The 26,088-nt window shown below is 72.2% G+C and carries 23 protein-coding genes; 15 read left to right on the top strand and 8 right to left on the bottom strand.

All coding sequences use genetic code 11. The annotated features are described in order from the left end of the window. The first annotated feature begins 265 nt into the window (after nucleotides 1–265). Both PIJ49_RS07880 and PIJ49_RS07875 read left to right on the top strand, forming a co-directional pair. The gene (locus PIJ49_RS07880) at nucleotides 266–1,288 is read left to right on the top strand and encodes an alpha/beta hydrolase (protein WP_271826266.1); all 1,023 of its coding nucleotides are present in this window, start codon (nucleotides 266–268) and stop codon (nucleotides 1,286–1,288) included. Between the two features lie 84 nt (nucleotides 1,289–1,372). After that, the gene (locus PIJ49_RS07875; RefSeq protein WP_271826265.1) at nucleotides 1,373–1,627 is read left to right on the top strand and encodes a hypothetical protein; all 255 of its coding nucleotides are present in this window, start codon (nucleotides 1,373–1,375) and stop codon (nucleotides 1,625–1,627) included. Between the two features lie 128 nt (nucleotides 1,628–1,755). Here the strand turns inward: PIJ49_RS07875 and PIJ49_RS07870 are convergent, their stop codons facing one another. Both PIJ49_RS07870 and yczR read right to left on the bottom strand, forming a co-directional pair. Beyond that, nucleotides 1,756–5,178 (bottom strand): efflux RND transporter permease subunit, encoded by a 3,423-nt coding sequence (locus tag PIJ49_RS07870; protein WP_271826264.1) that lies wholly within the window; start codon nucleotides 5,176–5,178, stop codon nucleotides 1,756–1,758. Nucleotides 5,179–5,263: 85 nt separating this feature from the next. Beyond that, nucleotides 5,264–6,715, bottom strand: coding sequence for a MocR-like transcription factor YczR (gene yczR, locus PIJ49_RS07865; protein WP_271826263.1), 1,452 nt, complete (start codon nucleotides 6,713–6,715; stop codon nucleotides 5,264–5,266). Between the two features lie 61 nt (nucleotides 6,716–6,776). On the opposite strand from yczR, the gene yczE reads away from it, so the two are divergent. Together yczE and PIJ49_RS07855 are read left to right on the top strand one after the other, a co-directional pair. Then, complete coding sequence (gene yczE, locus PIJ49_RS07860; protein WP_271826262.1) at nucleotides 6,777–7,490, top strand: membrane protein YczE; 714 nt, start codon at nucleotides 6,777–6,779, stop codon at nucleotides 7,488–7,490. After that, nucleotides 7,433–8,302, top strand: a complete 870-nt coding sequence (locus tag PIJ49_RS07855) for a sugar phosphate isomerase/epimerase family protein (protein ID WP_271826261.1) — start codon at nucleotides 7,433–7,435, stop codon at nucleotides 8,300–8,302. The genes yczE and PIJ49_RS07855 overlap by 58 nt, the downstream gene beginning before the upstream one ends. Before the next feature lie 91 nt (nucleotides 8,303–8,393). Here the strand turns inward: PIJ49_RS07855 and PIJ49_RS07850 are convergent, their stop codons facing one another. The 4 genes from PIJ49_RS07850 to PIJ49_RS07835 are packed head-to-tail and all read right to left on the bottom strand — an operon-like array spanning nucleotide 8,394 to nucleotide 12,779. Then, the gene (locus PIJ49_RS07850) at nucleotides 8,394–9,425 is read right to left on the bottom strand and encodes a Gfo/Idh/MocA family protein (RefSeq protein ID WP_271826260.1); all 1,032 of its coding nucleotides are present in this window, start codon (nucleotides 9,423–9,425) and stop codon (nucleotides 8,394–8,396) included. Further along, nucleotides 9,422–10,438 carry a Gfo/Idh/MocA family protein gene (locus tag PIJ49_RS07845; protein WP_271826259.1) on the bottom strand — a complete coding sequence of 339 codons (1,017 nt, stop codon included), beginning with the start codon at nucleotides 10,436–10,438 and terminating at the stop codon, nucleotides 9,422–9,424. Before PIJ49_RS07845 ends, PIJ49_RS07850 begins: the two co-directional genes overlap by 4 nt. Further along, nucleotides 10,435–11,562 (bottom strand): ROK family protein, encoded by a 1,128-nt coding sequence (locus PIJ49_RS07840; protein WP_271826258.1) that lies wholly within the window; start codon nucleotides 11,560–11,562, stop codon nucleotides 10,435–10,437. The genes PIJ49_RS07845 and PIJ49_RS07840 overlap by 4 nt, the downstream gene beginning before the upstream one ends. Beyond that, nucleotides 11,559–12,779, bottom strand: a complete 1,221-nt coding sequence (locus PIJ49_RS07835; protein WP_066652175.1) for an ROK family transcriptional regulator — start codon at nucleotides 12,777–12,779, stop codon at nucleotides 11,559–11,561. Before PIJ49_RS07835 ends, PIJ49_RS07840 begins: the two co-directional genes overlap by 4 nt. Before the next feature lie 139 nt (nucleotides 12,780–12,918). Here PIJ49_RS07835 and PIJ49_RS07830 point away from each other — a divergent pair, with 139 nt between their 5' ends. From PIJ49_RS07830 to PIJ49_RS07785, 10 genes are all read left to right on the top strand, one after another. Continuing rightward, nucleotides 12,919–13,875 carry a carbohydrate ABC transporter permease gene (locus PIJ49_RS07830; protein WP_081984625.1) on the top strand — a complete coding sequence of 319 codons (957 nt, stop codon included), beginning with the start codon at nucleotides 12,919–12,921 and terminating at the stop codon, nucleotides 13,873–13,875. 10 nt (nucleotides 13,876–13,885) lie between these two features. Then, nucleotides 13,886–14,788 (top strand): carbohydrate ABC transporter permease, encoded by a 903-nt coding sequence (locus PIJ49_RS07825; protein ID WP_271826257.1) that lies wholly within the window; start codon nucleotides 13,886–13,888, stop codon nucleotides 14,786–14,788. 94 nt (nucleotides 14,789–14,882) lie between these two features. Continuing rightward, the gene (locus tag PIJ49_RS07820) at nucleotides 14,883–16,190 is read left to right on the top strand and encodes an ABC transporter substrate-binding protein (RefSeq protein ID WP_066652171.1); all 1,308 of its coding nucleotides are present in this window, start codon (nucleotides 14,883–14,885) and stop codon (nucleotides 16,188–16,190) included. 132 nt (nucleotides 16,191–16,322) lie between these two features. Further along, entirely contained in the window at nucleotides 16,323–17,168 is an 846-nt protein-coding gene (locus PIJ49_RS07815) for a DUF4097 family beta strand repeat-containing protein (protein WP_066652169.1), read from the top strand. Further along, a complete protein-coding gene (locus PIJ49_RS07810) occupies nucleotides 17,165–17,746 on the top strand; it encodes a PadR family transcriptional regulator (protein ID WP_271826256.1) in 582 nt (193 codons plus the stop codon). Before PIJ49_RS07815 ends, PIJ49_RS07810 begins: the two co-directional genes overlap by 4 nt. A 128-nt stretch (nucleotides 17,747–17,874) precedes the next feature. After that, nucleotides 17,875–20,124, top strand: coding sequence for an APC family permease (locus PIJ49_RS07805; RefSeq protein ID WP_271826255.1), 2,250 nt, complete (start codon nucleotides 17,875–17,877; stop codon nucleotides 20,122–20,124). Nucleotides 20,125–20,137: 13 nt separating this feature from the next. Then, nucleotides 20,138–20,893 carry a hypothetical protein gene (locus PIJ49_RS07800; protein ID WP_271826254.1) on the top strand — a complete coding sequence of 252 codons (756 nt, stop codon included), beginning with the start codon at nucleotides 20,138–20,140 and terminating at the stop codon, nucleotides 20,891–20,893. Nucleotides 20,894–21,000: 107 nt separating this feature from the next. Beyond that, nucleotides 21,001–21,267 (top strand): DUF3072 domain-containing protein, encoded by a 267-nt coding sequence (locus PIJ49_RS07795; protein ID WP_066652161.1) that lies wholly within the window; start codon nucleotides 21,001–21,003, stop codon nucleotides 21,265–21,267. Between the two features lie 171 nt (nucleotides 21,268–21,438). Then, nucleotides 21,439–21,879 (top strand): DoxX family protein, encoded by a 441-nt coding sequence (locus PIJ49_RS07790; protein WP_066652159.1) that lies wholly within the window; start codon nucleotides 21,439–21,441, stop codon nucleotides 21,877–21,879. A gap of 169 nt (nucleotides 21,880–22,048) precedes the next feature. After that, the gene (locus PIJ49_RS07785; protein WP_066652157.1) at nucleotides 22,049–22,270 is read left to right on the top strand and encodes a DUF3073 domain-containing protein; all 222 of its coding nucleotides are present in this window, start codon (nucleotides 22,049–22,051) and stop codon (nucleotides 22,268–22,270) included. A 498-nt stretch (nucleotides 22,271–22,768) separates the two neighbouring features. Here PIJ49_RS07785 and purM read toward each other — a convergent pair whose 3' ends face one another. After that, complete coding sequence (gene purM, locus PIJ49_RS07780) at nucleotides 22,769–23,869, bottom strand: phosphoribosylformylglycinamidine cyclo-ligase (protein ID WP_271826253.1); 1,101 nt, start codon at nucleotides 23,867–23,869, stop codon at nucleotides 22,769–22,771. Between the two features lie 71 nt (nucleotides 23,870–23,940). Here purM and purF point away from each other — a divergent pair, with 71 nt between their 5' ends. After that, on the top strand, nucleotides 23,941–25,398 hold the full coding sequence (gene purF / locus PIJ49_RS07775; protein ID WP_271826252.1) for an amidophosphoribosyltransferase: 1,458 nt from the start codon (nucleotides 23,941–23,943) through the stop codon (nucleotides 25,396–25,398). 87 nt (nucleotides 25,399–25,485) lie between these two features. On the opposite strand, the gene PIJ49_RS07770 is transcribed toward purF, so the two are convergent. Continuing rightward, on the bottom strand, nucleotides 25,486–25,914 hold the full coding sequence (locus tag PIJ49_RS07770) for a hypothetical protein (protein WP_209684023.1): 429 nt from the start codon (nucleotides 25,912–25,914) through the stop codon (nucleotides 25,486–25,488). Nucleotides 25,915–26,088: the final 174 nt, after the last annotated feature.

Raw genomic sequence — 26,088 nt, 5'->3', positions numbered from 1 at the left:
CTGGCGAGATCGGGCGTACCTGGCGAGATCGGGCGGCCCGGGCGCCCGGTGACTTCGGGTGTACCTGGCGAGATCGGGCGTACCTGGTCGATCTGTTCGACCAGGTACGCCCGGGACGACCAGGTGTGCCCGGTCCGACCAGGTACGCCCGGTTCGACCAGGTGTGCCCGGCTCGGCCGCGTGTGCCCGGCTCGACCGCGGGGAGGAGCCCACTCGTCCGGACGGCGGACGCAGTGCCGAGCGGGCGGGATTAGCGTGGACGTCGATGAAGACCGGCCGCACCCTGCTCGCGCTCCTCACCGCGCTCGTGGCGACGGCCGTGCTCGGGTCGTGCAGCGGCACACCGGCGGGCGACCGTGACGACGTCGTCACCGCCGACCCCGTGATCTACCCGCTGTCGCTGCGCTACCCCGGCATCGAGGTCGTCGCCGACGTGCCCTACGGTCGGGAACCGCTGCAGCGCCTCGACGTGTGCCTGCCGCCCGACAGCGCACCGGACACCACGGCGACCCCGACGTCGACGCCAGCGACGCCGGCCGGTGACGCCACTGCGCGCGCGGACGCACGGGACACCCGTGCTGCCGGCGGCCGACCGGCCGTGATGCTCGTCCACGGGGGCAGCTGGTCGCACGGTGACAAGGCGACGGCCGCCTACCGGGCGGTGTGCCAGTACCTGGCGTCCGAGGGCTTCGTCACCGTGAACGTGGACTACCGCCTCGCACCGACGGACCCGTTCCCGGCGGGGCTCGACGACGTCCGCCGAGCGCTCGACTGGGTGTTCCGACCCGCGACGCTGGGGACCTACGACATCGACCCGGACCGCGTCGGGCTCTTCGGCGGCAGCGCGGGAGGCAACCTCGTGGCGATGCTCGCGGTGACCGACCACGAGTCGGCCGCGTGGGCCGCCGGGGACCGCATCCGCGCGGTCGTCGACCTCAGCGGTCCGACCGACCTCACGACGCGGTCGACCGAGCCGGACGGGGTGTCGGCGTCGTTCCAGCGGAAGCAGCTGCTCTACCTCGGTTGCCGGGACTACACGACGTGCCCGGCGGCACGGGCGGCCTCGCCGGGGTACCACGTCACCGACGAGACCGCTCCGTTCTTCGTGGGGCACTCCACCGACGAGTTCATCCCGCTGTGGGAGTCGCAGGAGTTCGTCGCCACCCTGCGCGAGCACGACGTCCCCGTGACGTTCGTCGCGGTCGAGGGGACGGCGCACTCGATCGCTCAGCTCGACCGGGCGATGAGCGAGCGGGTGGTGGCGTTCCTCCGCGACCGCCTCCGCTGACGGGTCCGGCCGGGCCGTGCCCCGTGCGGGTGGCACCCGGACTCGGGTGTGCGGGGGGATGGGGCGTCCGCGCACACTCGAGGGGTGACCGACACCACGAGCCGTCCCGCGCGCCCCGTCACCGAGTGGCCCACCCGGACCTCCGTCCGGACGTACGCGGAGCTGCTGCTCGGGCTGTCGTTCGCCGCCGCCGTGGCCTTCGGCGGATACTCGGCGGCCACCGGGCACATGGCGATCGCCGCCCAGGGTGCCGCCGTCGTGTTCCTCGTGACCCTGACCTGCGTGCTCGTGTCGTGGTTCCGGCAGGTCGACGCCGAGGAGTCCGGCACCAGCGACTGACGCGGGTCTCGGGCATCCGGACCCCGGCGTCCGCCGTCTGACGCCCAACACCCGGCGCCCGCGGTCCGGCGCCCTCGGTCCGGCACCCGCGACTGACGCCTCGAGCGTCCGGACCCCGGCGCCCGGTGTCAGTGCTCTGCTGCCGCCTCCCGCTCCGCCCGCCGGTCGGCCCGGCGTTCCCGGAAGCCCTCCACCACCGAGTACAGCGCCGGCAGCACGACGAGGGTCAACAGCGTCGAGGACACCAGACCGCCGATCACCACCAGGGCGAGCGGCTGCGAGATGAAGCCCGACTTCCCCGTCAGCCCGACCGCCATCGGCAGCAGCGCGAAGATCGTCGCGAGCGCCGTCATGAGGATCGGCCGGAGGCGGCGGGTCGCTCCCTCGATCAGTGCCTCGCGGACGCGGAGCCCACGGCGGCGGTACTGGTTGACGAGGTCGATGAGCACGATCGCGTTCGTGACGACGATGCCGACGAGCATGAGCAGGCCGATGAGCGACGCGACCCCGAGCGGGATGCCGGTCACGATCTGCAGGAGCAGCGCACCGGTCGCCGCGAACGGCACCGAGAGCAGCAGCAGGATCGGCTGCAGCAGGCTCCGGAAGGTCGCGACCATGATCACGTAGACGATCAGGATCGCGACGAGCACGGCGAGCAGCAGCTGGCTGAACGCCGACGACTGGCTCGACGCCACACCGCCGATCGTCGCCGACGCACCCTTCGGCAGGTCGAGGGCATCGACGGCCGTCGTGACGTTCTGCACCGCCTGTCCGAGGTTCGTCGAGTCGGGCGTGACCGTGATGGTCGCCGTGCGGACGGCGCTCGACGTGGTGATGGTGGTCGGACCGTCGGACTGCTCGACCGTCGCGACGTCGGTCAGCGGAACCTCGCCGCTCGCGGTCGGGATCGACAGCGACTTCAGCGCGTCGATGGTGGTCGGCGGCTCCGGGTCGGCGATGTAGACGTCGAGGGTGGCGTCGTCGATCTCGACGCTGCCGGTGTCCCGCGGCGAGACCGCAGCGGCGACGATCCCGCCGACCTGGGTCTCGGTGAGCCCGCGCTCGGCGGCCTTCGTCCGGTCGACCCGGACGGCCAGGTACGGCTCGGCGGCGGACAGGTTGCTCGACGCCGCGGTGGTGCCGTCGACGCCGCGCATCTCGGTGAGGACCTTCTCCGCCGCGGTCTGCAGCTCGGCCTGGGTCGGCGCGGTGACGTCCACCTCGATGTCGCTCGACCCGCCGAAGCCGCCACCGGCGCTCGACAGGCTGACCTCGCCGACGCCGTCGATCCGCTCGATGCGGTCGCGGGCCTCGGACTGGATCGTCGTCTGGTCCACCCCGGCGTCGGTCGTGACGTTGTACTGCACGGAGGCAGATGCACCGCCGCCGAAGGCGGCCTGGATGGACTGGCCGCTCGACCCGATCGTGGTCTGCACGGTCTCGACGCCGGAGACGTCCTGCAGCACCCGCTCGACCTTGCGCGCGGCGTCCGACTGCTCGTCGAGACTGGTGCCCGGCTCGAGGTCCTGCGTCACGGTGAAGGTGTTCTGCCCGGAGTCGCCGAGGTAGTTCGTCTTGACGAAGGGCACGGCCGCTGCGGTGCCGCCGAGGACGACCAGGGCGAGCACGAGGACGAGCGCCGGGCGGCCGACCGCCCAGCGGAGGACGGGCAGGTACCCGCGACGCAGCCGGTCGGACGTCCCGGCGTCGTGCAGGTCGTCGGCCGAGGTCAGCGCCCCGGTCGACGTCGGTCCAGCCGCCCCGGACGCAGCCGACACCGGTGCCGACGAGCTCGCGGGCACGGTCTCGGTCGACCCGGTCTCGGTCGATCCGGTGGTCGGCACCGCCGCGTGCCGGTGCGTCTTCGGCGCCCGGAGCCACCAGTACGCGAGCACGGGCACGATCGTCAGCGACACGAACAGCGACGCGAGCAACGCCATCGTGACCGTGAGCGCGAAGGGCCGGAACAGCTCGCCGACGAGCTCGGCGACGAACGCGACCGGCAGGAAGACCGCGACGGTCGTGAGCGTCGAGGCGGTGACCGCCCCGGCGACCTCGCGCACGGCGTCGAGCACCGCCCGCCCGCGGTCGACGCCGGGTTGCAGGTGCCGTTTGATGTTCTCGATGACGACGATCGAGTCGTCGACCACGCGGCCGATCGCGATGGTGAGCGCGGCGAGCGTGATGATGTTGAGGGTGTAGCCGGCGGCCTGCATGCCGATCGCGGCGAGCAGCACCGAGGTCGGGATCGAGATCGCGGTCACCAGCGTCGACCGCCACGACAGCAGGAACACCAGGATGACGACGACCGCGAACCCGAGGCCGAGCAGGCCCTCCTCCGCCAGGGAGTCGATGGACTGCTGGATGTAGGGCGCCTGGTCGAACACCACGGTGAACTGCGGGTCGCCGGTGACCTTGGCCTCGATGCCGGGCAGTGCGGCCTTCACCGTCTCGGAGACGTCGACGGTGTTCGCCTCCTGCGTCTTCGTGATCGCGATGGTCAGCGCGGTCTTGCCGTCGACGCGGCTGATCGAGGTGCTCGGCGACTCCTCGATCTGCACCGTCGCGACGTCACCGAGCGAGGTCGGCGTGGAGGCGGTGCTCCCGCCCGCACCGCCGGTCGCGGTCGTCCCGGTGCCGGTCGCACCGGTCTGGCCCTGGCCCGCGGCCGTCCCGCCCGCGGTGCCGTCCCCGGAACCCGCGGAGCCGGTGGCCGTGCCGGTGCTGCCGGGAGCGCCCGCGGCACTGCCGGAGTCCGTCGCAGCACCGCCCGTGGACGATCCACCGGCCGACGAGCCGGACGACCCGGACCCGCTCGACGCCGTCAGGGGCAGCCCGCGGATGTCGTCGAGCGACGCGATGCGCTGCCCGGTCTGCACCGAGAGGGTCGTGCCGTCCTGCGTGATCGTGCCACCGGGGATCAGCGTGCCGTTGTCGTCGAGGGCGTCCGAGATCGACTGCGTCGTGAGCCCCCGTGCCGCGAGCTCGTCCTCGTCCGGGGTGATCACGATGCGGCGGCCGGGGTTGCCGAAGACGTCGGCCTGCCGCACGCCGTCGAGCTTCTCGAGGTCGGGCACCGCCGTGGCGTTCAGCCGGTCGACGAGCTGCTCCTGGTTGCCCGAGGCGGTGACGGCGAGCTGCAGCACGGGCAGGTCGTCGAAGGACCCGGTGACGATCTGGGTCTGCACGGTGTCCGGCAGCGACAGGGCGTTCACCGCGGTCTGGATCTTGTCCTCGGCGCTGGCCAGGTTCGACCCGTAGTCGAACGAGGCGGACACCACGCTCTGCCCGGTCGAGGAGGTCGCACTCGTCGACTCGAGGTTCGGCACGACCTGGATGGCCTGCTCGATCTTCGTCGAGACGTCGTTCGACACGACCTCCGGTGTCGCACCGGGGTAGGCGCTGACGATCGCCACCTGGGGGAACTGGACGCTCGGGATGAGCTCCTGCTTGAGGTTCGTCAGGGCGACGCCGCCGAACACCGCGACGACGATCGTGACGAGCGCGATGAGGGCGCGGTTCCGGAGGCTGAAGACCGAGAGGAGGTGCACGTGCCGATCCTCGCAGTTCCACCTGCGAACCAGACCGCCCGGCGCAGGTCCGTGGACGAACGTGCACCTGTGGACGACCGGGCGTTCAGACCACCGCGGCGAGCGACCCCCGGGCGCCCGCTGCCTCGCCACCGATCCGCGACCACGCGCGCCCGAGCACGTCGACCAGGCGCTCCCGGTCCGCCGCGGCCGTCGTCCAGGGCACCCGGAGGAACCGCTCGAACCCGCCGTCGGGGCCGAACACCCCACCCGATGCCAGGAGCACCCCCTCGGCCCGCGCGGCCAGGACGAGTGCGCTCGACACCGGACGGCCGAGCCCGACCCACGTCGTCAACCCGCCTGCCGGCGACGGGACGTCCCACTCGGGCAGCCGGGCGCGCAGGCCGGCCACGAGCTCGTCGCGACCGGCGCGCAGGAAGGTGCGCCGCCCCTCCAGGACGGCCGCCGTGCGCGGCACGAGCTCGCGCGCGACGAGCTGGTCGAGGACCGGCGTGCCGAGGTCGCCCGTCGGGCGGGCGAGCAGCAGGCGCTGGAGGAGCTCCGGTGCGGCCCGGACCCAACCGATGCGCAGGCCGCCCCAGAAGACCTTCGCGGCGGAGCCGATCATCACGACCGAGGCGCCCGACGGTTCGGCCGCGGCGAGCGGCGGCGCGGGGTCCCCGTCGATGCGGAGCTCCCCCATCGTCTCGTCGGCGACCACGGTCGTGCCGGTCGTCGCGGCGACGTCGAGCAGCAGCCGCCGGGTGTCGGCAGTCATGGTCGCCCCGGTCGGGTTGTGGAGCTCGGGCATGACGTAGGCGACCGCCGGGGCCGTCCGGCGCAGGGTCGTCTCGAGCGCTGCCGCGTCCCAGCCGGCGCGGGCGTCGACGGGCACACCGACGAGTCGCGCACCGGCCTCGCGGAAGGCCTCGTGCGCGTGCGGGTACGTCGGCGACTCGACGAGCACGGTGTCGCCGCGGCGCACGAGGACGCGGGCGAGCAGTGCGATCGCGTGCTGGGCACCGATCGTGACGATCACCTGCGAGGGGTCGGTGGGCAACCCGCGCTCGGTGTACCGGTCCGCGATCGCTGCGCGGAGCCCGGGGTCGCCGACGGTGTCGTAGCCGATGCCGGCGAGCGCGGCGGGCACGGACCGGACCGCCCGCTCGACGGCGTCGGCGACCTCGGGTGCGGCGTGCAGGGCGGCCTTCCGCAGGTCGAGCAGGTCCCCGGGCACCACACCGCCGAGTCGCTCGGGGTCGGGGCGACCGGCCAGGTCGCGCGGCAGGTGCACGACGCTGCCGGACCCGCGCAGCGACACCACGAACCCGTCGTCCCGCAGCCGGGCGTAGGCGTTCGCGACGGTCGTCCGGGAGACGCCGAGGGCCTCGGCGAGCCCGCGTTCGGCGGGCAACCGGACGCCCAGCGGCACCCGACCGTCGATGACGAGCACGCGGACGGCGTCGGACAGGGCCTCGTACGCGGGGGCGTCGGTGCCGTCCCGCCAGTCGGCGAGCAGGAGGGCGGCGGCACGGGCGCTGAGGGAGACCGGGGGCACGGGGCCACGCTAGCCCGATTGGCTCTCGACGGCCAGGCCAATCCGGCGGGAGCATCGGTGCATGCGCCGCTCCACCGCCCTCGTGCTCCGCTCCGTCCAGCTCGCCGTCGGGCTCTTCCTCTACGGCGCCTCGACCGCGCTGCAGGTCCGCGCCGTGGTCGGCGTCGGATCGTGGACGGTCCTGACGCAGGGCCTGGAGAACGTGCTGCCCTGGTCGTTCGGCGTCATCACCGTGGCGTCGAGCGTCGTCATCCTGCTGCTCTGGATCCCGCTCCGCCAGAAGCCCGGCATCGGCACGCTCTGCAACGTGCTGGCGATCGGCCCGTCGGCCGACCTGGTGCTGTGGCTCGTGCCGGAGCCCGACGGGATGGTCCCCCGGATCCTGCTGTTCGCCGCGGGGCTCGCGCTGCTCGCCGTCGCGACGGCCTGCTACATCGGCGCCGGGCTCGGCACCGGCGCCCGGGACGGCCTGATGGTCGGCGTGCACGAGCGGTTCGGCTGGCCGCTGTGGCTCGCCCGCACGGTCATCGAGGTCACCGTCGTCGTGGTCGGGTGGCTCCTCGGCGGCGACGTCGGGGTCGGCACGGTGGTCGCGGCGTTCGCGATCGGCCCGATGGTGCAGCCGCTCATGCCGCTCTTCCGCCGCCTGCCGTGGTCCCCGCAACGCCAGGGCAGCACCCCTGGTGGCGGCGCACCGACTGCGGCTAGGGTCGCGCCATGCGACTCGGAGTGTCCTCCTACAGCTACGCCCGCTCGCTCCAGCGCGGTGCACTGACGATCCTCGACGTCGTCGACCGGGTCGCGGACGCCGGCGGCGAGCACCTCGAGATCGCCGCGGGCGGGTTCGGCGACGACCTCCCCCGGCAGCCCGAGCTCGTCGACCGGTTGCGCGAGCACGCCGCCACCCGCGGGATCGGGCTCGCGAACCACGTGATCGGTGCGGACTTCTCGGACCCGGCGACCGTCGACGCCGAGGTCGCCCGCGTCCACGATCACCTCGACGTCGCACACCGGCTCGGGATCACGCACCTCCGCCACGACGTCGTCCCCTGGGCCTGGCGGGACGCCGACCACGCGGAGTTCGAGCGGGTGCTCGCGCAGGTGGTGCCGGTCTGCCGCGCGGTCGCCGAGCACGCCGCGACGCTCGGCATCACGACGATGGTCGAGAACCACGGCTTCGCCTTCAACGACAGCGAGCGGATCCTGCGACTGGTGCACGAGGTCGACCACCCGGGCTTCCGCGCGCTGCTCGACGTCGGCAACTTCGTCTGCCTCGACGACGACCCGCTGCGCGCGGTCCAGCGGGTGCTGCCGGTCGCAGCGGTCGTGCACCTCAAGGACTTCCTGGTGCGCGAGACCCCGCCGGCGGCGGACGGGTGGCTCACCACGCTGGCCGGTCGCGCCGTCCTCGGCACGGTGGTCGGGCACGGCGACCTGCCGCTCGGCCGGATCGTCGAGCGGATCGTCGCCAGCGGGTTCGACGGGCCGGTGTCGATCGAGTTCGAGGGACTCGAGGACGACGTCGACGCGGTCGAGCGCGGACTCGCGAACGCACGCCGCCTGTGGGCGGCGGCCGGTGGCTCCTGACGCGACCGCCCGGCGGTCGGGCCGCACCCGCTGACGGCCTGGAGGCGCGGCGCCGGCCGGCACCGCGCCTCCTGGCCGTCAGCGGGTCGGGTCAGACGGACCGCACCCGCACCGTCTCGCCGGTCGCGGCCGACTCCTGCGCTGCCAGCACGATCGCCAGGGTGCGCAGTCCCACGGCCGCGTCGGGCTGGGGCTGTTCGCCGGAGCGCACCGCGGCGACGAACGTGTCGAGCATCGCGGCGTCGAAGTCCGGCCCGTAGGGCAGGACGACCGACCGGCCGCTCGCGGCGTCGAGCCCGCGGACGCTGGGCCGGAAGAAGTCGACGTCCACCGATCCCTCGGTCCCGACGACGGTGAGGGCCAGCCCACCCCACGCCGGCGAGGTGTCCGGACGGCTCCACGAGCAGTCGATCGCCGCGATCGTGCCGTCGGCGTAGGTGATGGTGACCAGACCGGCGGTCTCGGCCTGCGCGCGCGACGCGTGCAGCACCCGGTTCGTGACCGCCGTGACGGTCTCGGCCGGCGTGCCGTCCAGGAGCTCGTCGAGCAGGTCCGCGATGTGCACGACGTGGTCGACGATCGCGCCGCCGCCGGACAGTCCGGGTTCCGTGAACCACGAGCGGGTCAGCGGCAGCATGCCGTTGTTGGCACCGCGGACCGAGAACACCTCGCCGAGGCGGCCGGACCGCTTCGTCGCGGCGAGCCGGGCGAAGGTGCTCGCGAAGCGGACCGGGAAGGCGACCATGAGCAGCACGCCGGCGGCCTCGGCGGCGGCGCGCATCGCGAGCCCGTCCTCCCAGGTCGTGGCGAGCGGCTTCTCGCACAGCACGTGGGCCCCGGCGGCGGCGGCCTGTTCGACCAGGGCGCGGTGCCGGGCGTTCTCGCTCGTGACCACCACGGCGTCGACCCCGCTCGCCAGCAGCTCCTCGACGGTGTCGACGTACGCGACCCCGAGGGCGTCGGCGAGTGCACGACCGCGCAGGTCGACCAGGTCGGTGCCCGTCGAGGTGCCGTCCGGGTCGGTGCCGACGACCTCGACGTCCGGCATCGCCTGCAGCGCGGACAGGTAGGACAGGGCGTGCGTGTGCGCGAAGGACAGCACGCCGATGCGCAGGGCGGTCACGCCGTCGCCCCCTCGTGCGTCCCGGCCGCCGGGGCGGGCTCGAGGTCGACGGGCTGCCCCGTCGCGACCGACCGCAGCGCGGCGTTGACGATGCGGACCGCGGTGGCGCCGTCCTCGGCGGACACGCGGGGCACCGCGCCGCCACGGAAGGCCCCGAGGTACTCGCGGATCTCGAGGAAGTACGGGTCCTCGGCGGGGTCGAGCTCGGGCAGGTCGCCGCCGACCCCGGCTTCGTCGAGGAGCTCCGCCGTGTAGTTCCGCTCGGCGCGGGAGTCGTGCGACAGGGACCCGAGGGTGCCGGTGGCGGAGAACTCGGTGACGAACGGCAGGTGCGCCGGCCCCCAGATGCCCGCGACGTGGCTGATCGCCCCGGACGCGTGGGTGAGCAGCACGTGCGCCGCCTCGACCGGGTGGTCGACGGTGCCCTTGCGGACGTGCACCGCGCTGACCCGGACGACGTCGCCGGCGATCCACCGTGCGATGTCCAGGTCGTGGATCATCTGGTCCATGATGATGCCGCCCGAGAGCTCGGGGTCGGCGAACCAGGCGGAGCGGGTCGGGAACGCACCCGAGCGGACGAACCGCAGGACGGCCAGTTCGCCGAGCTGCCCGGCCTCGACCGCGGCCTTGAGACGGACGTACTCGGGGAAGTAGCGGACCACGTGTGCCGGGTAGAGCTGGCGACCGGCCTCGTGCGCGAGCCGGACCAGGTCGTCGGCGTCCGCGTCGGTGCGGGCGAGCGGCTTCTCGCTGATGACGTCCTTGCCGGCGGCGAGCGCCGCGCGCACGACCTCGGCGTGGGCGTACGTGGGGACGACGACGTCCACCACGTCGACGCGGGCGAGGAGTTCGTCGAGCGAGTCGACCACCTCGCCGCCGTGTGCTGCGACGAGGTCCTCGGCGCCGACCTCGGAGAAGACGACGACGTCCCCGATCCGGAGCAGGTTCGGCAGGTGCGCGTGGGCGATCACCCCCGCGCCGACGAGGCCGATCCGGAGTCGCTGAGCGGTCATGGGGTCCTCCTGGTTCGTGGTGGTGCGGTGTCCGTGGTGGGTTCGGCGCCGTGGGCAGCGGTGGTGGCGGCAGGCGGCGCAGGGGCCGACTGCGCTGCGGTCGACTGCGCTGCGGTCGACTGCGCAGCGGTCGACTGCGCAGCGGTGCGGGCGAGCAGGGCTGCTCCCGCCAGGCCGGCACCGGCGCCCGCGAGGGACTGCTCGATGCGGGGCGCGGGACGCCAGCCGAGCCGCGCGTCCACCGCGGTGCGCAGCGGGGCGAGCAGGCGTTCCCCGGACCCGCCGAGTCCGCCGCCGACGACGACCACCGCCGGGTCGAGCACGGCGGACAGGATCGCGATCCCGGCGGCGAGCGCGTCGACCGCGTCGGCCCAGACCGCGGCGGCCACGGGGTCGGTGTCCACGGCGGCGACGATCTCCTCGGTCGCGCCGTCGATCGTACCGCCGGCCGCGCGGTAGCGCCGTCGGATGTTCCGTGCGGAGGCGTACACCTCGACGCACCCGCGCTGCCCGCACGTGCAGGGCTCGCCGCCCGGTCGGACGCACACGTGTCCGACCTCGCCGGCACCTCCGGCTGCCCCGACCACCAGGCGCCCGTCGACGACCAGGCTCGCGGAGACGCCGGTCCCGATCGGGATGAAGACCAGCTCGGCGACGTCCCGGCCCGCCGCGGTGCGTGCTGCGATCTCGGCCGTCGCGGCAGCGCGGGCGTCGTGCGCGACGGCGACGGGGACGCCGTACCGGTCGCACAGGAGTCCGGCGAGGGGCAGGTCGTGCCAGTCGAGGTTGACCGCGACGACCACCGTCCCGGTCTCGGCGTCGACGACCCCGGGCGTGCAGAGACCGATGGCGGCGAGCGGGTGCCCGGCGGTGGCTGCGGCGGCGGCGAGCCGGTCGACGACGGCGGTGACGGCGGCGAGCGCCGGACCGCCCACGGCGGCGTCCGTGGCCGCCGCGTGCGCGTCGGTCGCCGCGACCGGCGCCAGGGTGGGGACGACCGCGCGGTCGAGGACGACGTCACCGACCCGGACCATCCCCTTGACGGTGGTGCCGCCGACGTCGACGGCGACGACCGCGCCCGATGCCTCCCGGCCGCCGTGCGAGCCCGTGCCCGCGGCGCTCATGCCGTCCGCTCCGTCGCCGCGCGGGCGAGTTCGTCGACGCGTGCCGGTGCGAGCACCTCGTCGATCGCGAGCACCGTCGCCCCGCGGATGCCGGCGTCGCGCGGGGACGAGCTCGCCCGGACGTCGAGGGCGTCCGCGACCATCGGCAGGCACGACCGGTAGAGCTCCCCGCGGATCGTCGCGACCAGGACGGACGACGCCGACATCGCCCCCGCCAGCACGACCTCGCTCGGGTTGCAGAAGTTCACGATGCCGGAGAGCACGCGGCCGATGTGCTCCCCCGCCCGGCGGAGCTCGTCGAGGACGACCGCGTCGCCCTGCGCCGCGAGCGCGAGCACGTCGCTCGTCCCGCCGACCTGCCGTCCGCCCGCGCGCAGCCGCGCCACGATCGCGCCCCCGGACGCCACCGACTCGAGGCAGTCCGGCACGCCGCAGGTGCAGCCGATCGCGGCCTGGCCGTCGACCGGGGTGTGGCTGATCTCGCCGGCGGCACCGCTCACCCCGCGGTGCAGGCGCCCGTCGAGCAGCACCCCCGAGCCGATGCGGGTGCCGAGCTTCACCGCGACGAGCGTGCCCGTGCGGTCGGGGCCCGGACGCTCGGCCAGGGCGATGAGGTTCGCGTCGTTCTCCACGAGGACGGGGGCGTCGGTGTGCTCGGCGAAGAGCTCGGGCAGCACGGCACCGTGCCACGACGGCTCGAACGACGGGGTCGCGATGCTGCCGCCCGGGTACGACACGGGCGCAGGGACGCTGATCGCGGCGCCGCGGAAGCGGGTCGTGTCGAGGCCGGCGTCGCGGGCGAGCTCGACGAACCGGTCCCACAGCGCGGCGACCGACGCCCGCGGTCCGGCGGCGACGGGCACCGTCGCGGCGCCGTGCTCGAGGGCGTCGGTGTCGGCGACGATCCGGCCGGCCAGGTCGGTGAGCACGATGCGCACGTGGTGGGCGCCGAGGTCGGCCGCGGCGACGAAGCCGGCGTCCGCCACGAGTTCGAGCCGCCGGGCACGCCGGCCGCCGCGGGACCCCTCGGCGCCGCTCTCGCGCACGAGCCCGAGCGCGGTCAGTGCGTCGACCCGGGCCGAGGCCGTGGACGGTGCGAGTCCGGTGCTCCTGGCGATGCTCGAGCGCGAGGTCGTGTCCGAGACGCGGATCAGTCGGAGGACGTCCCCGACGGACCCGGGGTTCCGGTCCATGTCCTGGAAGTGCTGCTCGTGCATGCCGACACTGTAGCGACGAAACGGTCGATTATCGAACGAAGTCGTTGCAGATTCGACTGTTTACTTTTGGTGATCGAACGGTAATCTGCTCGAAACAGCCGATTCCTAGCGTTCAACGACGAGCCAAGAGGAGGTCCGCATGACGAGTGCGGTTGAGAACCCGGCCCGGGTGCGTGTCCCCGGTCGACGGTCGTCCACTGCGGACGCGAGCCGGATGGAACGACGCGAGGGCCGAGCGGGCTACGTGCTCATCGCCCCGACGACGGTGCTGCTGGCGCTGTTCTACCTGTACCCACTGGCGCAGACCGTCTTCTACTCGTTCACCGACTGGAACCCCGCGTCCGGCGAGACGAACGGCTTCGTCGGCCTGTCGAACTTCACCGGGCTGTTCCAGGACGGCGAGTTCGTCCGGGCGGCCGGCAACACGGCGCTGTACGTGGTGGTCGTGGTGCCGATCACGATGGCCCTCGGGCTGTTCTTCGCGGCACTGCTGGCGCAGCCGTTCCGCGGTCGCGGCGTCTACCGGGCACTGCTCTTCGTGCCGTACATCGCCCCGATCGTCGGCAGCGCGCTGATCTTCAGCTTCATCCTGTCGCCGCTCGGTGGTCTGGTGAACGGCGTGGTCACCGCGCTCGGTGCTCCCCCGATCGGCTTCCTGACGTCCGAGCCGTGGGCCCTGGTCTCGGTGATCGTGTTCTCGATCTGGCAGGGCGTCGGCTACACGATGATCATCTACTCGGCCGCGCTCACGAACATCCCGGCGTCCTACATGGAGGCCGCGACGCTCGACGGCGCCGGTCCGATCCGCCGCTTCTTCCGGATCTCGCTCCCCCTGGTGGCCCCGACCACGGGCTTCCTCGCGATCACCGGCGTGATCGGCGCGCTGCAGGTCTTCACGCAGGTCTACGTCCTGACCCAGGGCGGCCCGATTAACTCGAGCGAGACGATCCTCTACTACATCTACAACCAGGGCTTCGTGTTCTTCCACGGTGGCTCGGCCAGCGCTGCCGCCGTGCTCCTGCTCATCGTCGGCATCCTCGTCGCGGTCGTCCAGCTGCGGGTCATCAACCGCCGCGATCCCGTCGAGCTGAACTAGGACCGCCACCGTGACCCAGATCACCTCCCGCACCCTCCCGGCGGACGCACACCGCACCTCCCGTCCGCACCGCAGCCGCCCGTTCGGCGTGCTGTTCCGCAAGCACTCACCCGCCGTCCTGCGGCACGTCATCCTGCTCGTCGCGGTCGTGCTGTTCTTCGGCCCGTTCCTCTGGATGCTGCTGACGAGCTTCAAGTCCTCGGAGGAGGCACTCGCCTTCCCGCCGACCTTCCTGCCGCGGCAGTGGGAGCTGTCGAACTACACCGACATCTTCACCGTCGCCCCCTTCGGGCTGTACTTCTTCAACTCGACGGTCGTGGCGATCGCGACCACCCTCGGGCAGATCGTGACGAGCCTGGCTGCGGGCTTCGCGTTCTCGCGCCTGAAGTTCCCCGGCAAGAACATCGTGTTCGTCGTCCTGCTCGCCGCGCTCCTCGTGCCGTTCGAGGTCGTGTTCACGCCGCTCATCACCCTGCTGTCGTCGCTGCACTGGCTGAACAGCTACCAGGGCCTCATCGTCCCGAACATCCCGTCGATCCTCGGCACCTTCCTCTTCCGGCAGTTCTTCACGTCGTTCCCGAGCGAGATCGAGGACGCCAGCCGGGTGGACGGTGCCGGGGTGTGGCGGCGGATGTGGTCCGTCGTGACGCCGATGGCGACCCCGATGATCGGGTCCTTCGCGGTCCTGTCGTTCGTCTACAACTGGAACAACTTCTTCTTCCAGTTCCTCGTGGCGTCGCGGACCGAGTTCTTCACCGTCTCCGTCGGCCTCACGCAGCTGCAGTCCGCGAACGCGAGCCAGAGCTTCAACCTGCTGATGGCCGGCTCGACGCTGGCGATCCTGCCGGTCTTCATCGTCTTCATCATCTTCCAGAAGCAGATCGTGTCGGCCATGGCCGGCGGACTCCGCTGATCCCGCACCGCCCCTCGCTCCACTCCTCCTCATCACCCTCCGCTCCACGCGGAGGCACCCTTCGCTCCACCCGAAGTCCGAGAAAGGACGACTCATGCGCAAGCGACTGCTCGGCGCCACGGCCCTCGCCGTGGGTGCCGCACTGGCCCTGTCCGGGTGTTCCGGCGGCTCCGTCACCGGCAACTCCGGCGGCAGCGGCGGCAAGACCACGATCACGGTCTGGCACAACTACACGGGGCCGCAGGCCACCGAGGTGAAGAAGCTCATCGACGAGTACAACTCCTCGCAGGACGAGATCGACGTCCAGCCCCAGTACGCGGCCTCGTCCGACCAGTTCGACGCGAAGCTCATCAACGCGCTGAAGAACGACACCGGTCCCGACATGGTGCTCGGCGACAGCACCCCGCAGCAGACCGGCGAGGTGATCCAGACCGGCAAGGTCCTGCCGCTCGAGGACCACCTGTCGAGCGGTGACGTCACGAAGGACAGCTTCACCGAGGGCATGCTCTCGACCGGCGAGTTCGACGGCAAGCAGTACACGCTGCCGACCGACATCGGCGACTACGCCGTCGTCTACAACAAGGAGATGTTCAAGGCCGCGGGCATCACCGACACCCCGACGACGTGGGCGGAGTTCCAGGACGACGCGAAGAAGCTCACCAAGGGCACGACCCAGTACGGCGCCTACCTGCCGATCGGTACCGGTGAGTGGCCGGTCTTCACCTGGCAGTCGATGCTCTGGGGTGCCGGCGGCGACTTCCTCAACGAGGACAACACCAAGGTCGAGTTCAACAGCGACGCGGGCGTGAAGGCCCTCACCGCGTGGACGGACATGCTGCAGGACGGCTCGGCCTACCCGCAGTCGCTCCTGACCACCTCGACGAACGGCGCCGTCCCCGCGCTCACGTCGAAGAAGGCCGCGATGGCGATCACCGGCGCGTACGACCTGTCGACCATCGACAGCACGCTCGGCAAGGAGAACGTCGGTGTCTTCCCGCTCCCGGGCATCGAGGAGCCGGCGATGAACCTCGGCACGAACAACTCGTACATCATCGAGACGACGACCGCGAAGCAGGACGCCTCGTGGAAGTTCCTGCAGTGGTGGCTCAGCCCGGACACCCAGGCGAAGTGGGACATCGCGACCGGCCTGCTCCCCGCGAACCAGGCCACGGCGGACAACGCGACGTGGAAGCAGTACCTGGACGAGAACCCGCGCCTCAAGGCCTTCGCCGACGAGCTCGAGTACGCCAAGGCCCGTCCGTCGATCACCGCGTACGGCGAGGTGAGCGCGGCGCTGTCGACGCAGCTGCAGTCCGCGATGCTGCTGAAGACCAGCCCGAAGGAGGCCCTCGACGCGGCGGCGGAGAAGGCACAGGCGGCGCTGGACGACGCCGCGAAGTAGGCCCGCTCCGCAGGACGGCCCCGCTCCCCACCGGGAGCGGGGCCGTCCTGCATCCTGGCCTGGTGACAACGGGTCACTCGCGATGTACCGTGACTCCACACACGCGATACATCGCGAGTTCGAGGAGGCAACATGGCCCAGGAGAAGTGGCTCGTCGAGGAGCCCAAGGTGATCGACACCGGCATCGTCCGCGCCCTGCGCGTCGGGCTCGCCGGTGGGCAGGTCGACGTCGTGGCCCACGACGAACCGACCGCCCGGGTGGAGGTGCACGGCGTGTCCGGCAAGCCGCTCAAGATCGAGCTGGACGGCGACACGCTCACCATCGACCACCCGCAGGTCCGGTGGGACGACCCGCTCGGCTTCCTCAGGTCGTTCCGCGGTCGCGCCACCGCCGACGTCAGCGTGCTGGTCCCCCGCGACGCACGGGTCACGGTCGGCGTCGTCTCCGCGGGGGCGCTGCTCTCCGGCACGAACCGCGGCGCCTCGGTGAACACCGTCTCGGGCGACGTCGTCGTCGACGGGCTCGCGGGCGACCTCGCCGTGCACGCCGTCTCCGGGGCGACCACGGTCCGCGACCTCGACGGCGCACTGACGGTCCGCACCGTGTCGGGCGACGTCGTGGCGACGGGCGCGATCCCGCGCCTCACGGCCGACGGGGTGAACGCCGACGTGGTGCTCGACCTGCAGGGCACCCCGGACGCCGCACGCATCAACACCGTGTCCGGTTCGGTGAGCGTCCGGCTCGAGGACGGCGTCCCCTACCGCTGCACCGTCAGCACCGCGTCCGGCAAGCTGCAGTTCGACGACTCCGAGATCCGCGGCGTCCGCGGCTCGTACGTCAAGCAGGGCGGCGAGCTGAGCGGGCAGTGGCTCGACCTCAAGGTCAACTCGGTCTCGGGCGACGTCGCGGTCCTGCACGCCCCGCCCGCCCCGGCCGCCCCGACGGACGCCCCGACCGGCGCGGAGGCGTCCGAATGAGCCCCGTCTTCGCGCACGGTCACCTGCGCCTGTCACTGCTCGCCATGCTCGACGACCGCCCCATGCACGGCTACGAGCTCATCCAGGCCCTCGGCGAGCGCTTCGGCGGCGCGTACGTCCCGAGCGCCGGCACCGTGTACCCGCGGCTCGCCAAGCTCGAGTCCGAGGGGCTCGTCACCAAGACCGTCGACGGCCGCAAGACCGTGTACGCGATCACCGACGCCGGCCGTGCCGAGCTCGACGCCCGCGCCGAGGAGCTCGCCGCGGTCGAGTCCGGGGTCGCCGACTCGGTGCGGTCCCTGGCCGACGGCGTCCGCGCCTCGGTCGGCGAGGCCATGCGCTCGCTCCGAGCGGACCTCGCCGCGAGCGCCCAGGCCCCGCGCGGTCAGACCGCCGACGAGCCCGTCGACGTCCCGACGGAGGGCGCCCGCGCCCTGCGCGAGGTCGAGATGGCGATCGCCGCGTTCCGGCAGCAGGTCCGGGCGGACCTGCGTCGCCGCGCGACGCGCGGGACGCTCACCGAGGACACGGTGACGCGCCTGCGGGACGGCCTGGAGGCCCTGCGCCGCTCCGTCTGACGGCCGCCGGCGGACGGGTGGTGGCGAGCCGCGCCTCCCGTCCGCTGCCCGTCGGCGTGCGTCCGGCGCACGGCCGTCGCCGCCTGTCCGTTCCCACAGTGTTGACTCGGGCGCGCAACTGAGTAGGTTTGCCGCTCGTGACGAACGAGATCCGGTCGCTCAAGGCGCGACTGATCGGCGATCCCCTGCCCTCCGAGAAGCTCGAGGGACAGCTCCTCCCGAAGCACCTGGCGCTGCCGATCTTCGCGAGCGACCCGCTGTCGAGCGTGGCGTACGCCCCGCAGGAGCTCCTCATGATCCTGCTGCTCGGCGGGATGGCGTTCCTGACCTTCGCCCCGTGGGTCGCGGCCGTGGTGGTGCTGCTGCTCGTCGTGGTCGTCGCGTCCTACCGGCAGCTCGTCAAGGCCTACCCGTCCGGCGGTGGCGACTACGAGGTCGCCCACCGGAACCTCGGCGAGAAGGCCGGCCTCGTCGTGGCGAGCGCGCTGCTCGTCGACTACGTCATGACGGTCGCCGTGTCGGTGGCCTCGGGCGTGGACAACATCATCTCGGCCCTGCCGGGACTCGACCCGTTCCGTGTCGAGCTCGCGGTCGCCTTCGTCGTGCTGCTCGCCGGGGTGAACCTGCGCGGCGTCCGCGAGTCGAGCAAGGCGTTCGCGGTGCCGACCTACCTGTTCGTCGGCTCGGTGTTCGTCATGGTCGTCACCGGCCTGGTCCGCACCGCCCTCGGCAACGCCCCCGTCGCCGAGTCCGCCGCGTACACGATCGACAACGTCGAGCACACGACGCAGGCGGCCTTCGTGCTGCTGCTCCTGCGCGCGTTCGCGTCCGGCTGCTCGGCCCTGACCGGTGTCGAGGCGATCGCGAACGGCGTGCAGGCCTTCCGTCGCCCGAAGATCCGCAACGCCCAGACGACGCTGGTGCTCATGGGCTCGATCGCGATCGTGCTGTTCGTCGGGCTCATCACGCTCGCGCTCGTCTCGCACGTGCACTACGCCGAGCGCGCGTGCGACCTGCAGGGCTTCACCGCGTGCGCGACCACACCGCAGCGCTCGCTCATCGCGCAGATCGCCGCCGCGACCTTCGGTGGCGGCAGCGTGCTGTTCTTCGTCGTCCAGGCGACGACGGCCGCGGTCCTGCTCCTCGCCGCGAACACCGCCTTCAACGGCTTCCCGCTGCTCGGCTCGATCCTGGCGCGGGACTCCTACGCGCCGAAGGCCCTGTCGACCCGCGGCGACCGCCTCATCTACTCGAACGGCGTCATCGTGCTCGCGCTCGTCGCGGTCGCGCTGCTCGTGGTCTACCGCGCGAACGTCACGAGTCTCATCCAGCTGTACATCATCGGCGTCTTCGTGTCGTTCACGCTCGGTCAGACCGGCATGGTCCGGCACTGGCTGCGCCTGCTGCGCTCGGACCGCGACGGCAGCGCGGACGAGCCCGTCGACCGCGGACAGGTGTGGCGCTCGCTGACGATCAACGCGATCGGCGCGACCTCCACCTTCGTCGTGCTCGTCGTCGTCACCATCACGAAGTTCACGCACGGCGCCTGGCTCGTGTTCGTGATCATGCCCGTGCTGTTCGTCCTCATGCTCGGCGTGAACCGCTACTACCGCGACGTCTCGCACGAGGTCGAGGCGGACGTCGACACGCAGTTCGGCGCGACCGGCGACCACGCGATCGTCCTCGTCAACACACTCCAGAAGCCGGTGCTCAAGGCGATCGACTACGCCATCGCGGCACAGCACGCCGGACTCGAGGCGGTGCACGTCGCGATCGACGACGCCGAGGCCCGCCGGCTGCAGGAGCAGTGGGTCGAGCACGGGATCGAGGTCCCGCTCACCGTCGTGCCGAGTCCCTACCGCGACATCTCCATGCCGCTCATCCGGTACATCAAGGCGCACCGGGCGGAGCACGGGTCCGAGGTCGTCACCGTCTACACGCCGGTCTTCGTCGTCGGGCACTGGTGGGAGACCCTGCTGCACAACCACCGCGGGCGCCGGATCCGCAAGAAGCTCCTGCTGGTGCACGGGGTGACCGTGGCCCTGGTGCCGTGGCTGCTCGACTCGTCGGAACTGCTCTACGGCCGGCGCTCCCGTCCGCTGCCGGGGCAGGAACGCCGCGGTGAGCCGGTCCGGCCGGCACTCCGCCGCTCGCCGCAGGGCGTGTCCCACCACGACGCGCAGGAGGACCGTCTGCTCCGGTCCGTCCAGCGGAACAGCCTGCAGCCGGTGGGGTCGCCGGTGCAGCGCGACGGCCTGCAGCCGCGGCGGGCGTCGCGTCCCGCCGGTCCCGCGGAGGGCGTCGACCCGACCCAGTGCACGGGCGAGGTGCACCTCCTCGTCGCCACACCTGCACGCCGTGACGGCGGCCGGTCGTAGCATCGTCGGCGACATGACGATCTCCGACCTGCGCACCTTCGCGACCTTCGACGGCCACGGCGGCAAGGTGTCGAAGCGCGTCGAGGTGCTCGACCACGAACCACCGGTGGCCGGACCGTACGCCGGACTCGTCGCCGTGCGCGGTGAGCACCCGCTCGGAGCCCTCGACGAACGCCCCGCCGACGACCGCGCCGACCTCGCCCGCGGGGTCGCCAGTATCGGCTGGGTCGATCCGGCCACACTCCGCGACTGGTACCGACCGGACCGCGTCGTGGTCACGCGGCTCGAGGCACGCCGTTCCGGGCTCGAGCCGGGGCTCTACGCCGACTCGCGTGGCCGCGGTCGCGTGCGGATCGACGGCCTGGAGGGACTGCTCGCCCCCGACGGTCGGCCCGCCTTCCGTGCACTGGCCGGTCCGGTCGACGACCCGGTGGTCGACGTCCCCCTGCCCACCGACCAGGCGGTGCGCCTGGTCGCCGTGCGCGCCGTCGAGGGTGGTCTCGAGGTCGTGACCACCCCGGTCTCGCCGTTCCTCTCCCCCGGTCGGTACGCCGCGTACGACGCCGACGTGGTCGGGCTGCCGCCCCGGGCGTCCACCGGGCAGGTGTCCGTGCGGGCGGCGGTGCTCATCGACGGGTCGTTGCACGAGGTCGTCCGGATCGACGAGCGGGCGGCGACGATCTGGATCGAGCAGGGCGGCGACGAGGTGCCGATCGCGACGAGCGGCGTCGGACCGGACCTTGTGCGCTACACGGCGACGCCGGTCTGAGCGCCGCCGTCCGCCTGGTCGGGAGCCCGGTCCGCGTGCCGGCGCACGTCCCCTGGGGGACGTCCTCGCTGCGTGTCGTGTCCGGCGTCGCGCGTAGGTTCAGCGCCATGACCGACGCAGCAGACCAGACCCCCGACGAGTCGCACCAGGGCGAGACCCTGGGCGGCGAGCGTCCCGACCCCTCGACGACCGCGAGCAAGGACCCGGAGCAGTGGGTGACCGGCGACGAGCCCATGACCGGCCCGCAGCGCAGCTACCTCGACACCCTCGCCCGCGAGGCCGGCGAGGAGCTCCCCGCGGACCTCAGCAAGGCCGAGGCGTCCGAGCACATCGACCGCCTGCAGCAGCAGACCGGGCGCGGCGCGGACTCCTGACGCGACACCCTGTCGCCCGACGCCGGTCCCCGCTGTGGTGGACCGGCGTCGGTCGTTCCTGAGCGTCGGTCCCCGATTCGGCGGACCGACGTCTGGGTGGCCCCTGGCCGAGTGCGGACAATCCCCCGAGGGCCTCGGGTCGATGACACGTCACCGCATAGCGTCGTCGCCATGCGAACGACATCGACCTCCATCGGCCTGACCGCGCTCCGCATCGTCCTCGGCGTGGTGTTCACCGCGCACGGCGCCCAGAAGTTCGCGCAGGGGATCCCCGGCGTCGCGCAGGGCTTCTCGGGCATGGGCGTCCCGCTCGCCGAGGTCGCGGCACCCCTCGTCGCCGGCCTCGAGCTCGTCGGCGGGATCCTGCTCGTGGTCGGCGTCGCGACTCGGGTCGTCGGACTGCTGCTCGCGGTCGACATGGTCGTCGCGGGCCTGCTCGCCCACGCGACCGCGGGCTTCTTCGCCCAGGACGGCGGCTTCGAGTACGTGCTCGTGCTCGCCGTCGCCTCGCTCGCGATCGCCCTCACCGGGCCCGGGCGGTTCTCGCTCGACGCCCTCGTCCTGCGCTCGGCACGGCGGAAGCGGGGCGTGCCGGAGCCGCTCGCGGCGTGAGCCCCGGTCACCTCTGCGACCGGCCGACGGGGGACGCCGATGGGCAGGTGGGGAACGGGGTACATGGTAGAGTGATCGGCAGATTTCAAACCACGAACCGTTCGGTTCCCCGGGTGGCAACCATGCACCCGCCAGGACCGGACCAGAGCCGATCACGAGGGGGTCACGCATGGGGCGCGGCCGTCAGAAGGCAAAGCACACCAAGGTCGCCCGGGAGCTGAAGTACTTCAGTCCGGACACGAACTACGGTGCGCTCGAGCGAGAGCTCTCCGCCGGGCAACACTCGGACGAGAACTCCTACGTCGACCGCTGGGCTGACCAGTACGGTGAGGAACCGGGCGACGACGAGGACGAGTTCGAGCCCCAGCAGGACCAGGACAAGTCCGCCTGACCCGGACCGTCGACGCCGCGCACCCTCCGGGGTCGCGCGGCGTCGTCGTGTGCGCGGGCGGCGGCGGTCGGCGGGCACGTCCAGCTCGCTGGGCTCGAGCCCTGGTCGCACGACTTGCCACTCACCTTCGACATGAGCGGCAGTTCGCGCGACCCGAACGATCGCACGCGGCAGGTCGTGCAACCAGGACGGCCGCGCCGGCACCGGTGGAACATCGCCGACGCCGGCCCGAGCGGGTCGACCTCGCCGCACCACCGCACGCGGCGGCGAGCTTCGGTCGCACGACTTGCCGCTCACCTTCGACATGAGCGGCATGTCGTGCGACCCGAACGATCGCACGCGGCATGTCGTGCGACCAGGACGGCCGCTCCGGTACCGGTGGAACATCGCCGACGCCGTCAGCTCGGCGCAGACGATGACGCCGCGCGACCGCACGACGCCGTCAGCTCGGCGCGACCGCACGACGCCGCGCGGCCGACGAGGTCGGGGCGGTGCGCCTCAGCCCGCGTAGGAACCGACGAGTCGGACCGCTCCCCCGTCGACGCCCTTGGCACCCTGCTCGAACCCGTCCAGGTTCCGCGCCGAGGTCGACACCGTGCCGACCGTCCACGCGGGCAGCCCCACGGCCCGCAGGTCGTCGAGCACCGCCGATGCCGAGGACGCCGCGACGACCGCGAACATCCCGATGCCGAGGTTCCAGGTGCCCTCGGTGTCCTCCACCGGTGTCCCCGCCATGTCCGCGAGCACCCGGAACACCGTCGGGGGCGTCCACGTCGAGCGCTCGACCTCGACCCAGGTGCCGACGGGCAGCACCCGCGCCAGGTTCGCGGCGATGCCACCACCGGTGACGTGGGACAGCGAGTGGACGACGCCGGGTCGGGCGTCGAGCAGGTCGAGCAGCGGCGCGGTGTACAGCCGGGTGGGCTCGAGCAGGGCTTCGCCCACCGAGACGCCCGCGCCGAACTCCGGCAGCTGGTCGGTGTACCCGATGCCCTTGCCGGACAGGATGTGCCGGACCAGCGAGTACCCGTTCGAGTGCAGCCCGGAGGACTCGATCGCCACGACGACGTCGCCGTCATCGACGAGGTGCGCGCCGAGCTGACGTCCGGCCTCGACGACGCCGGTCGCGGCACCCGCCACGTCGTAGTCGTCCGGCCCGAGCAGCCCCGGGTGCTCCGCCGTCTCGCCGCCGACCAGGGCGGTCCCGGTCGCCGAGCAGCCGCGGGCGATGCCGGCGACGATGTCGGCGATGCGGTTCGGCACGACCCGGCCGCAGGCGATGTAGTCCGTCATGAAGAGCGGCTTCGCGCCCACCACGACGATGTCGTCGACGACCATGCCGACGAGGTCCTGGCCGATCGTGTCGTGCTTGTCGATCGCCTGCGCGATGGCGACCTTGGTGCCGACGCCGTCGGTCGAGGTCGCGAGCAGCGGACGCTCGTAGTCCTTGAGGAACGAGACGTCGTAGAGCCCGGCGAACCCGCCGACACCACCGAGCACCGATGGGTTGTGGGTCGCCGAGACGGCGGACTTCATGAGTTCGACGGCCAGGTCACCGGCGGCGGTGTCGACACCGGCGGCAGCGTACGGGTTCGGCATGCGTGGTCCTCCGCGGAGCATGGCAGACTTGTTCGGTACCACCCGATCCTACGGTCTGGAGCACTCCGCGAATGTGCGGCATCGTCGGCCTCGTTGCGCAGGGGCCCGTCAACCAATCCATCTACGACGCCCTGCTGCTCCTGCAGCACCGGGGCCAGGACTCGACGGGCATCGCCACGGTCGAGGGTCGCGTCCACCACATGCACAAGACGCGTGGGCACGTCCGTGAAGCATTCCGCACCCGCGACATGCGTGCCCTGCTCGGCACGATGGGGCTCGGACACGTCCGGTACGCCACGAAGGGCGTCGCGAGCAACGAGGAAGAGGCCCAGCCGTTCTACGTGAACGCGCCCTACGGCATCGTGCTCGTGCACAACGGCAACCTGACGAACACCCGCGAGCTCACCCGCGAGCTGTTCGACATCGACCGCCGTCACCTCAACACGACGAGCGACACCGAGCTGTTGGTCAACGTGCTGGCGCACGAGCTCCAGGGCCAGGTCCGCGGCAGCGAGCTCGACGCCGGCCAGGTGTTCGACGCGGTCGAGCGCGTGCACGAGCGCGTCGAGGGCTCCTACGCCACGATCGCCACGATCGCCGGGCACGGCCTGCTGGCGTTCCGCGACCCGTACGGCATCCGACCGCTGATCCTCGGCCACAAGTTCGACGAGGCCGGGCAGCCGGAGTGGGTCGTCGCGAGCGAGTCCCTCGTGCTCGAGTCCGGCGGCTACGAGGTCGTCCGCGACATCGCTCCGGGCGAGGCCGTGTTCATCGAGATGAACGGCCAGATGCACGCCCGCCAGTGCGCGAAGGACCCGCGTCTGGTGCCGTGCTCGTTCGAGTACGTCTACCTCGCGCGTCCCGACTCCGTCATGAACGGCATCTCGGTGTACGACGCCCGCCTCCGTCTCGGCAACCGCCTGGCCGACACGATCGCGCAGTACGCCCCGACCGGGGACATCGACGTGGTCATGCCGATCCCGGACTCGTCCCGACCCGCGGCCATGCAGGTCGCGCAGAAGCTCGGCATCGACTACCGAGAGGGCTTCTTCAAGAACCGCTACGTCGGCCGCACGTTCATCATGCCCGGGCAGGCGGAGCGCAAGCGTTCGGTGCGCCAGAAGCTCAACGCGATGTCGTCCGAGTTCAAGGGCAAGAACATCCTGATCGTCGACGACTCGATCGTCCGCGGCACCACGAGCCGCGAGATCGTCGAGATGGCACGGGCCGCCGGTGCGAACGAGGTCACGTTCACGAGCGCCGCTCCCCCGGTCCGGTACCCGCACGTGTACGGCATCAACATGCCGACCCGCGCCGAGCTGATCGCGCACGACCGGAAGATCCCGGAGATCAACCGCGTGCTCGGCAGCGACCACCTCATCTACCAGGAGGTCGCGGACATGCGTGACGCGATCATCGAGGGCTCGGGCGTCACCGACCTCGAGATGAGCTGCTTCACCGGTGAGTACGTCACCGGCACGGTGAGCCCGGAGTACCTGTCGTGGGTGGAGGCGAACCAGCTCAGCTGAGTCGCGTCGCCACGGCGACCACGGAACGGACGGGAGGCTCCCCACCAGCTGGTGGGGAGCCTCCCGTCCGTCGTGCGGTGCAGACCGTCAGCGGTCGGTGCGTCCCGCGGGTCCGCCCGCGTCACCGTGCTCCTCGACCTCGCCGTCGACGGTCTCCTCGGCCGGCTCGACCTCGACGCGCTCCGCCGTCAGGCGGGCGGCGCGGCGGGCGAACACGCGGTCGAGGACGATCGCCACGACGGCTCCGACGAAGGCGCCGATCGTGACACCCCACAGCGAGAAGTAGCCGACCAGCGTGCCGAAGTCGGCGTCCTGCTGGTCGCCGCGGTCGATGTCCATGGTGAGCGTCACGACCAGCAGGGTCGCGAGGAAGCCGAGCACCGCGCCGCCGACGATGAACACGCCGAACTTCGGTGCGCGGCGGATGGTGACCTCGTCCGCCGAGCTGACGGCGCTCGGAGCCGGCGTCGCGGCCGGCGCTGCCGGGCGGTCTTCGGGTCGGTCGGTGTCGCTCACCCGACCATTGTCCCCCACTGTGGGACGTCCGTCGGCCTGTTGCGCGTCGACCGATCCAGGGCATGATGTCCCTACCGGTCGGTATCCACGGAACGCAGTCCGTCGGACACCGACCACCCGGTCGAGGACGATGTCGGAGCCCGGGAACGGGATCCGTGAGCCGGGGGGAGCAGG

Source organism: Curtobacterium uvaldense (genome assembly GCF_028307415.1).
Classification (GTDB): domain Bacteria; phylum Actinomycetota; class Actinomycetes; order Actinomycetales; family Microbacteriaceae; genus Curtobacterium.
The sequence above is the reverse complement of the archived record's forward strand: the minus strand, read 5'-3'. Positions and strand labels throughout refer to the sequence as shown.

Coding starts and splice junctions, on each gene's coding strand:
- PIJ49_RS07880 (WP_271826266.1), top strand. CDS start 266: ATGAAGACCGGCCGCACCCTGCTCGCGCTCCTCACCGCGCTCGTGGCG.
- yczE (WP_271826262.1), top strand. CDS start 6,777: ATGCGCCGCTCCACCGCCCTCGTGCTCCGCTCCGTCCAGCTCGCCGTC.
- PIJ49_RS07855 (WP_271826261.1), top strand. CDS start 7,433: ATGCGACTCGGAGTGTCCTCCTACAGCTACGCCCGCTCGCTCCAGCGC.
- PIJ49_RS07845 (WP_271826259.1), bottom strand. CDS start 10,438: ATGACCGCTCAGCGACTCCGGATCGGCCTCGTCGGCGCGGGGGTGATC.
- PIJ49_RS07840 (WP_271826258.1), bottom strand. CDS start 11,562: ATGAGCGCCGCGGGCACGGGCTCGCACGGCGGCCGGGAGGCATCGGGC.
- PIJ49_RS07835 (WP_066652175.1), bottom strand. CDS start 12,779: ATGCACGAGCAGCACTTCCAGGACATGGACCGGAACCCCGGGTCCGTC.
- PIJ49_RS07830 (WP_081984625.1), top strand. CDS start 12,919: ATGACGAGTGCGGTTGAGAACCCGGCCCGGGTGCGTGTCCCCGGTCGA.
- PIJ49_RS07820 (WP_066652171.1), top strand. CDS start 14,883: ATGCGCAAGCGACTGCTCGGCGCCACGGCCCTCGCCGTGGGTGCCGCA.
- PIJ49_RS07815 (WP_066652169.1), top strand. CDS start 16,323: ATGGCCCAGGAGAAGTGGCTCGTCGAGGAGCCCAAGGTGATCGACACC.
- PIJ49_RS07810 (WP_271826256.1), top strand. CDS start 17,165: ATGAGCCCCGTCTTCGCGCACGGTCACCTGCGCCTGTCACTGCTCGCC.
- PIJ49_RS07800 (WP_271826254.1), top strand. CDS start 20,138: ATGACGATCTCCGACCTGCGCACCTTCGCGACCTTCGACGGCCACGGC.
- PIJ49_RS07795 (WP_066652161.1), top strand. CDS start 21,001: ATGACCGACGCAGCAGACCAGACCCCCGACGAGTCGCACCAGGGCGAG.
- PIJ49_RS07790 (WP_066652159.1), top strand. CDS start 21,439: ATGCGAACGACATCGACCTCCATCGGCCTGACCGCGCTCCGCATCGTC.
- PIJ49_RS07785 (WP_066652157.1), top strand. CDS start 22,049: ATGGGGCGCGGCCGTCAGAAGGCAAAGCACACCAAGGTCGCCCGGGAG.
- purM (WP_271826253.1), bottom strand. CDS start 23,869: ATGCCGAACCCGTACGCTGCCGCCGGTGTCGACACCGCCGCCGGTGAC.
- purF (WP_271826252.1), top strand. CDS start 23,941: ATGTGCGGCATCGTCGGCCTCGTTGCGCAGGGGCCCGTCAACCAATCC.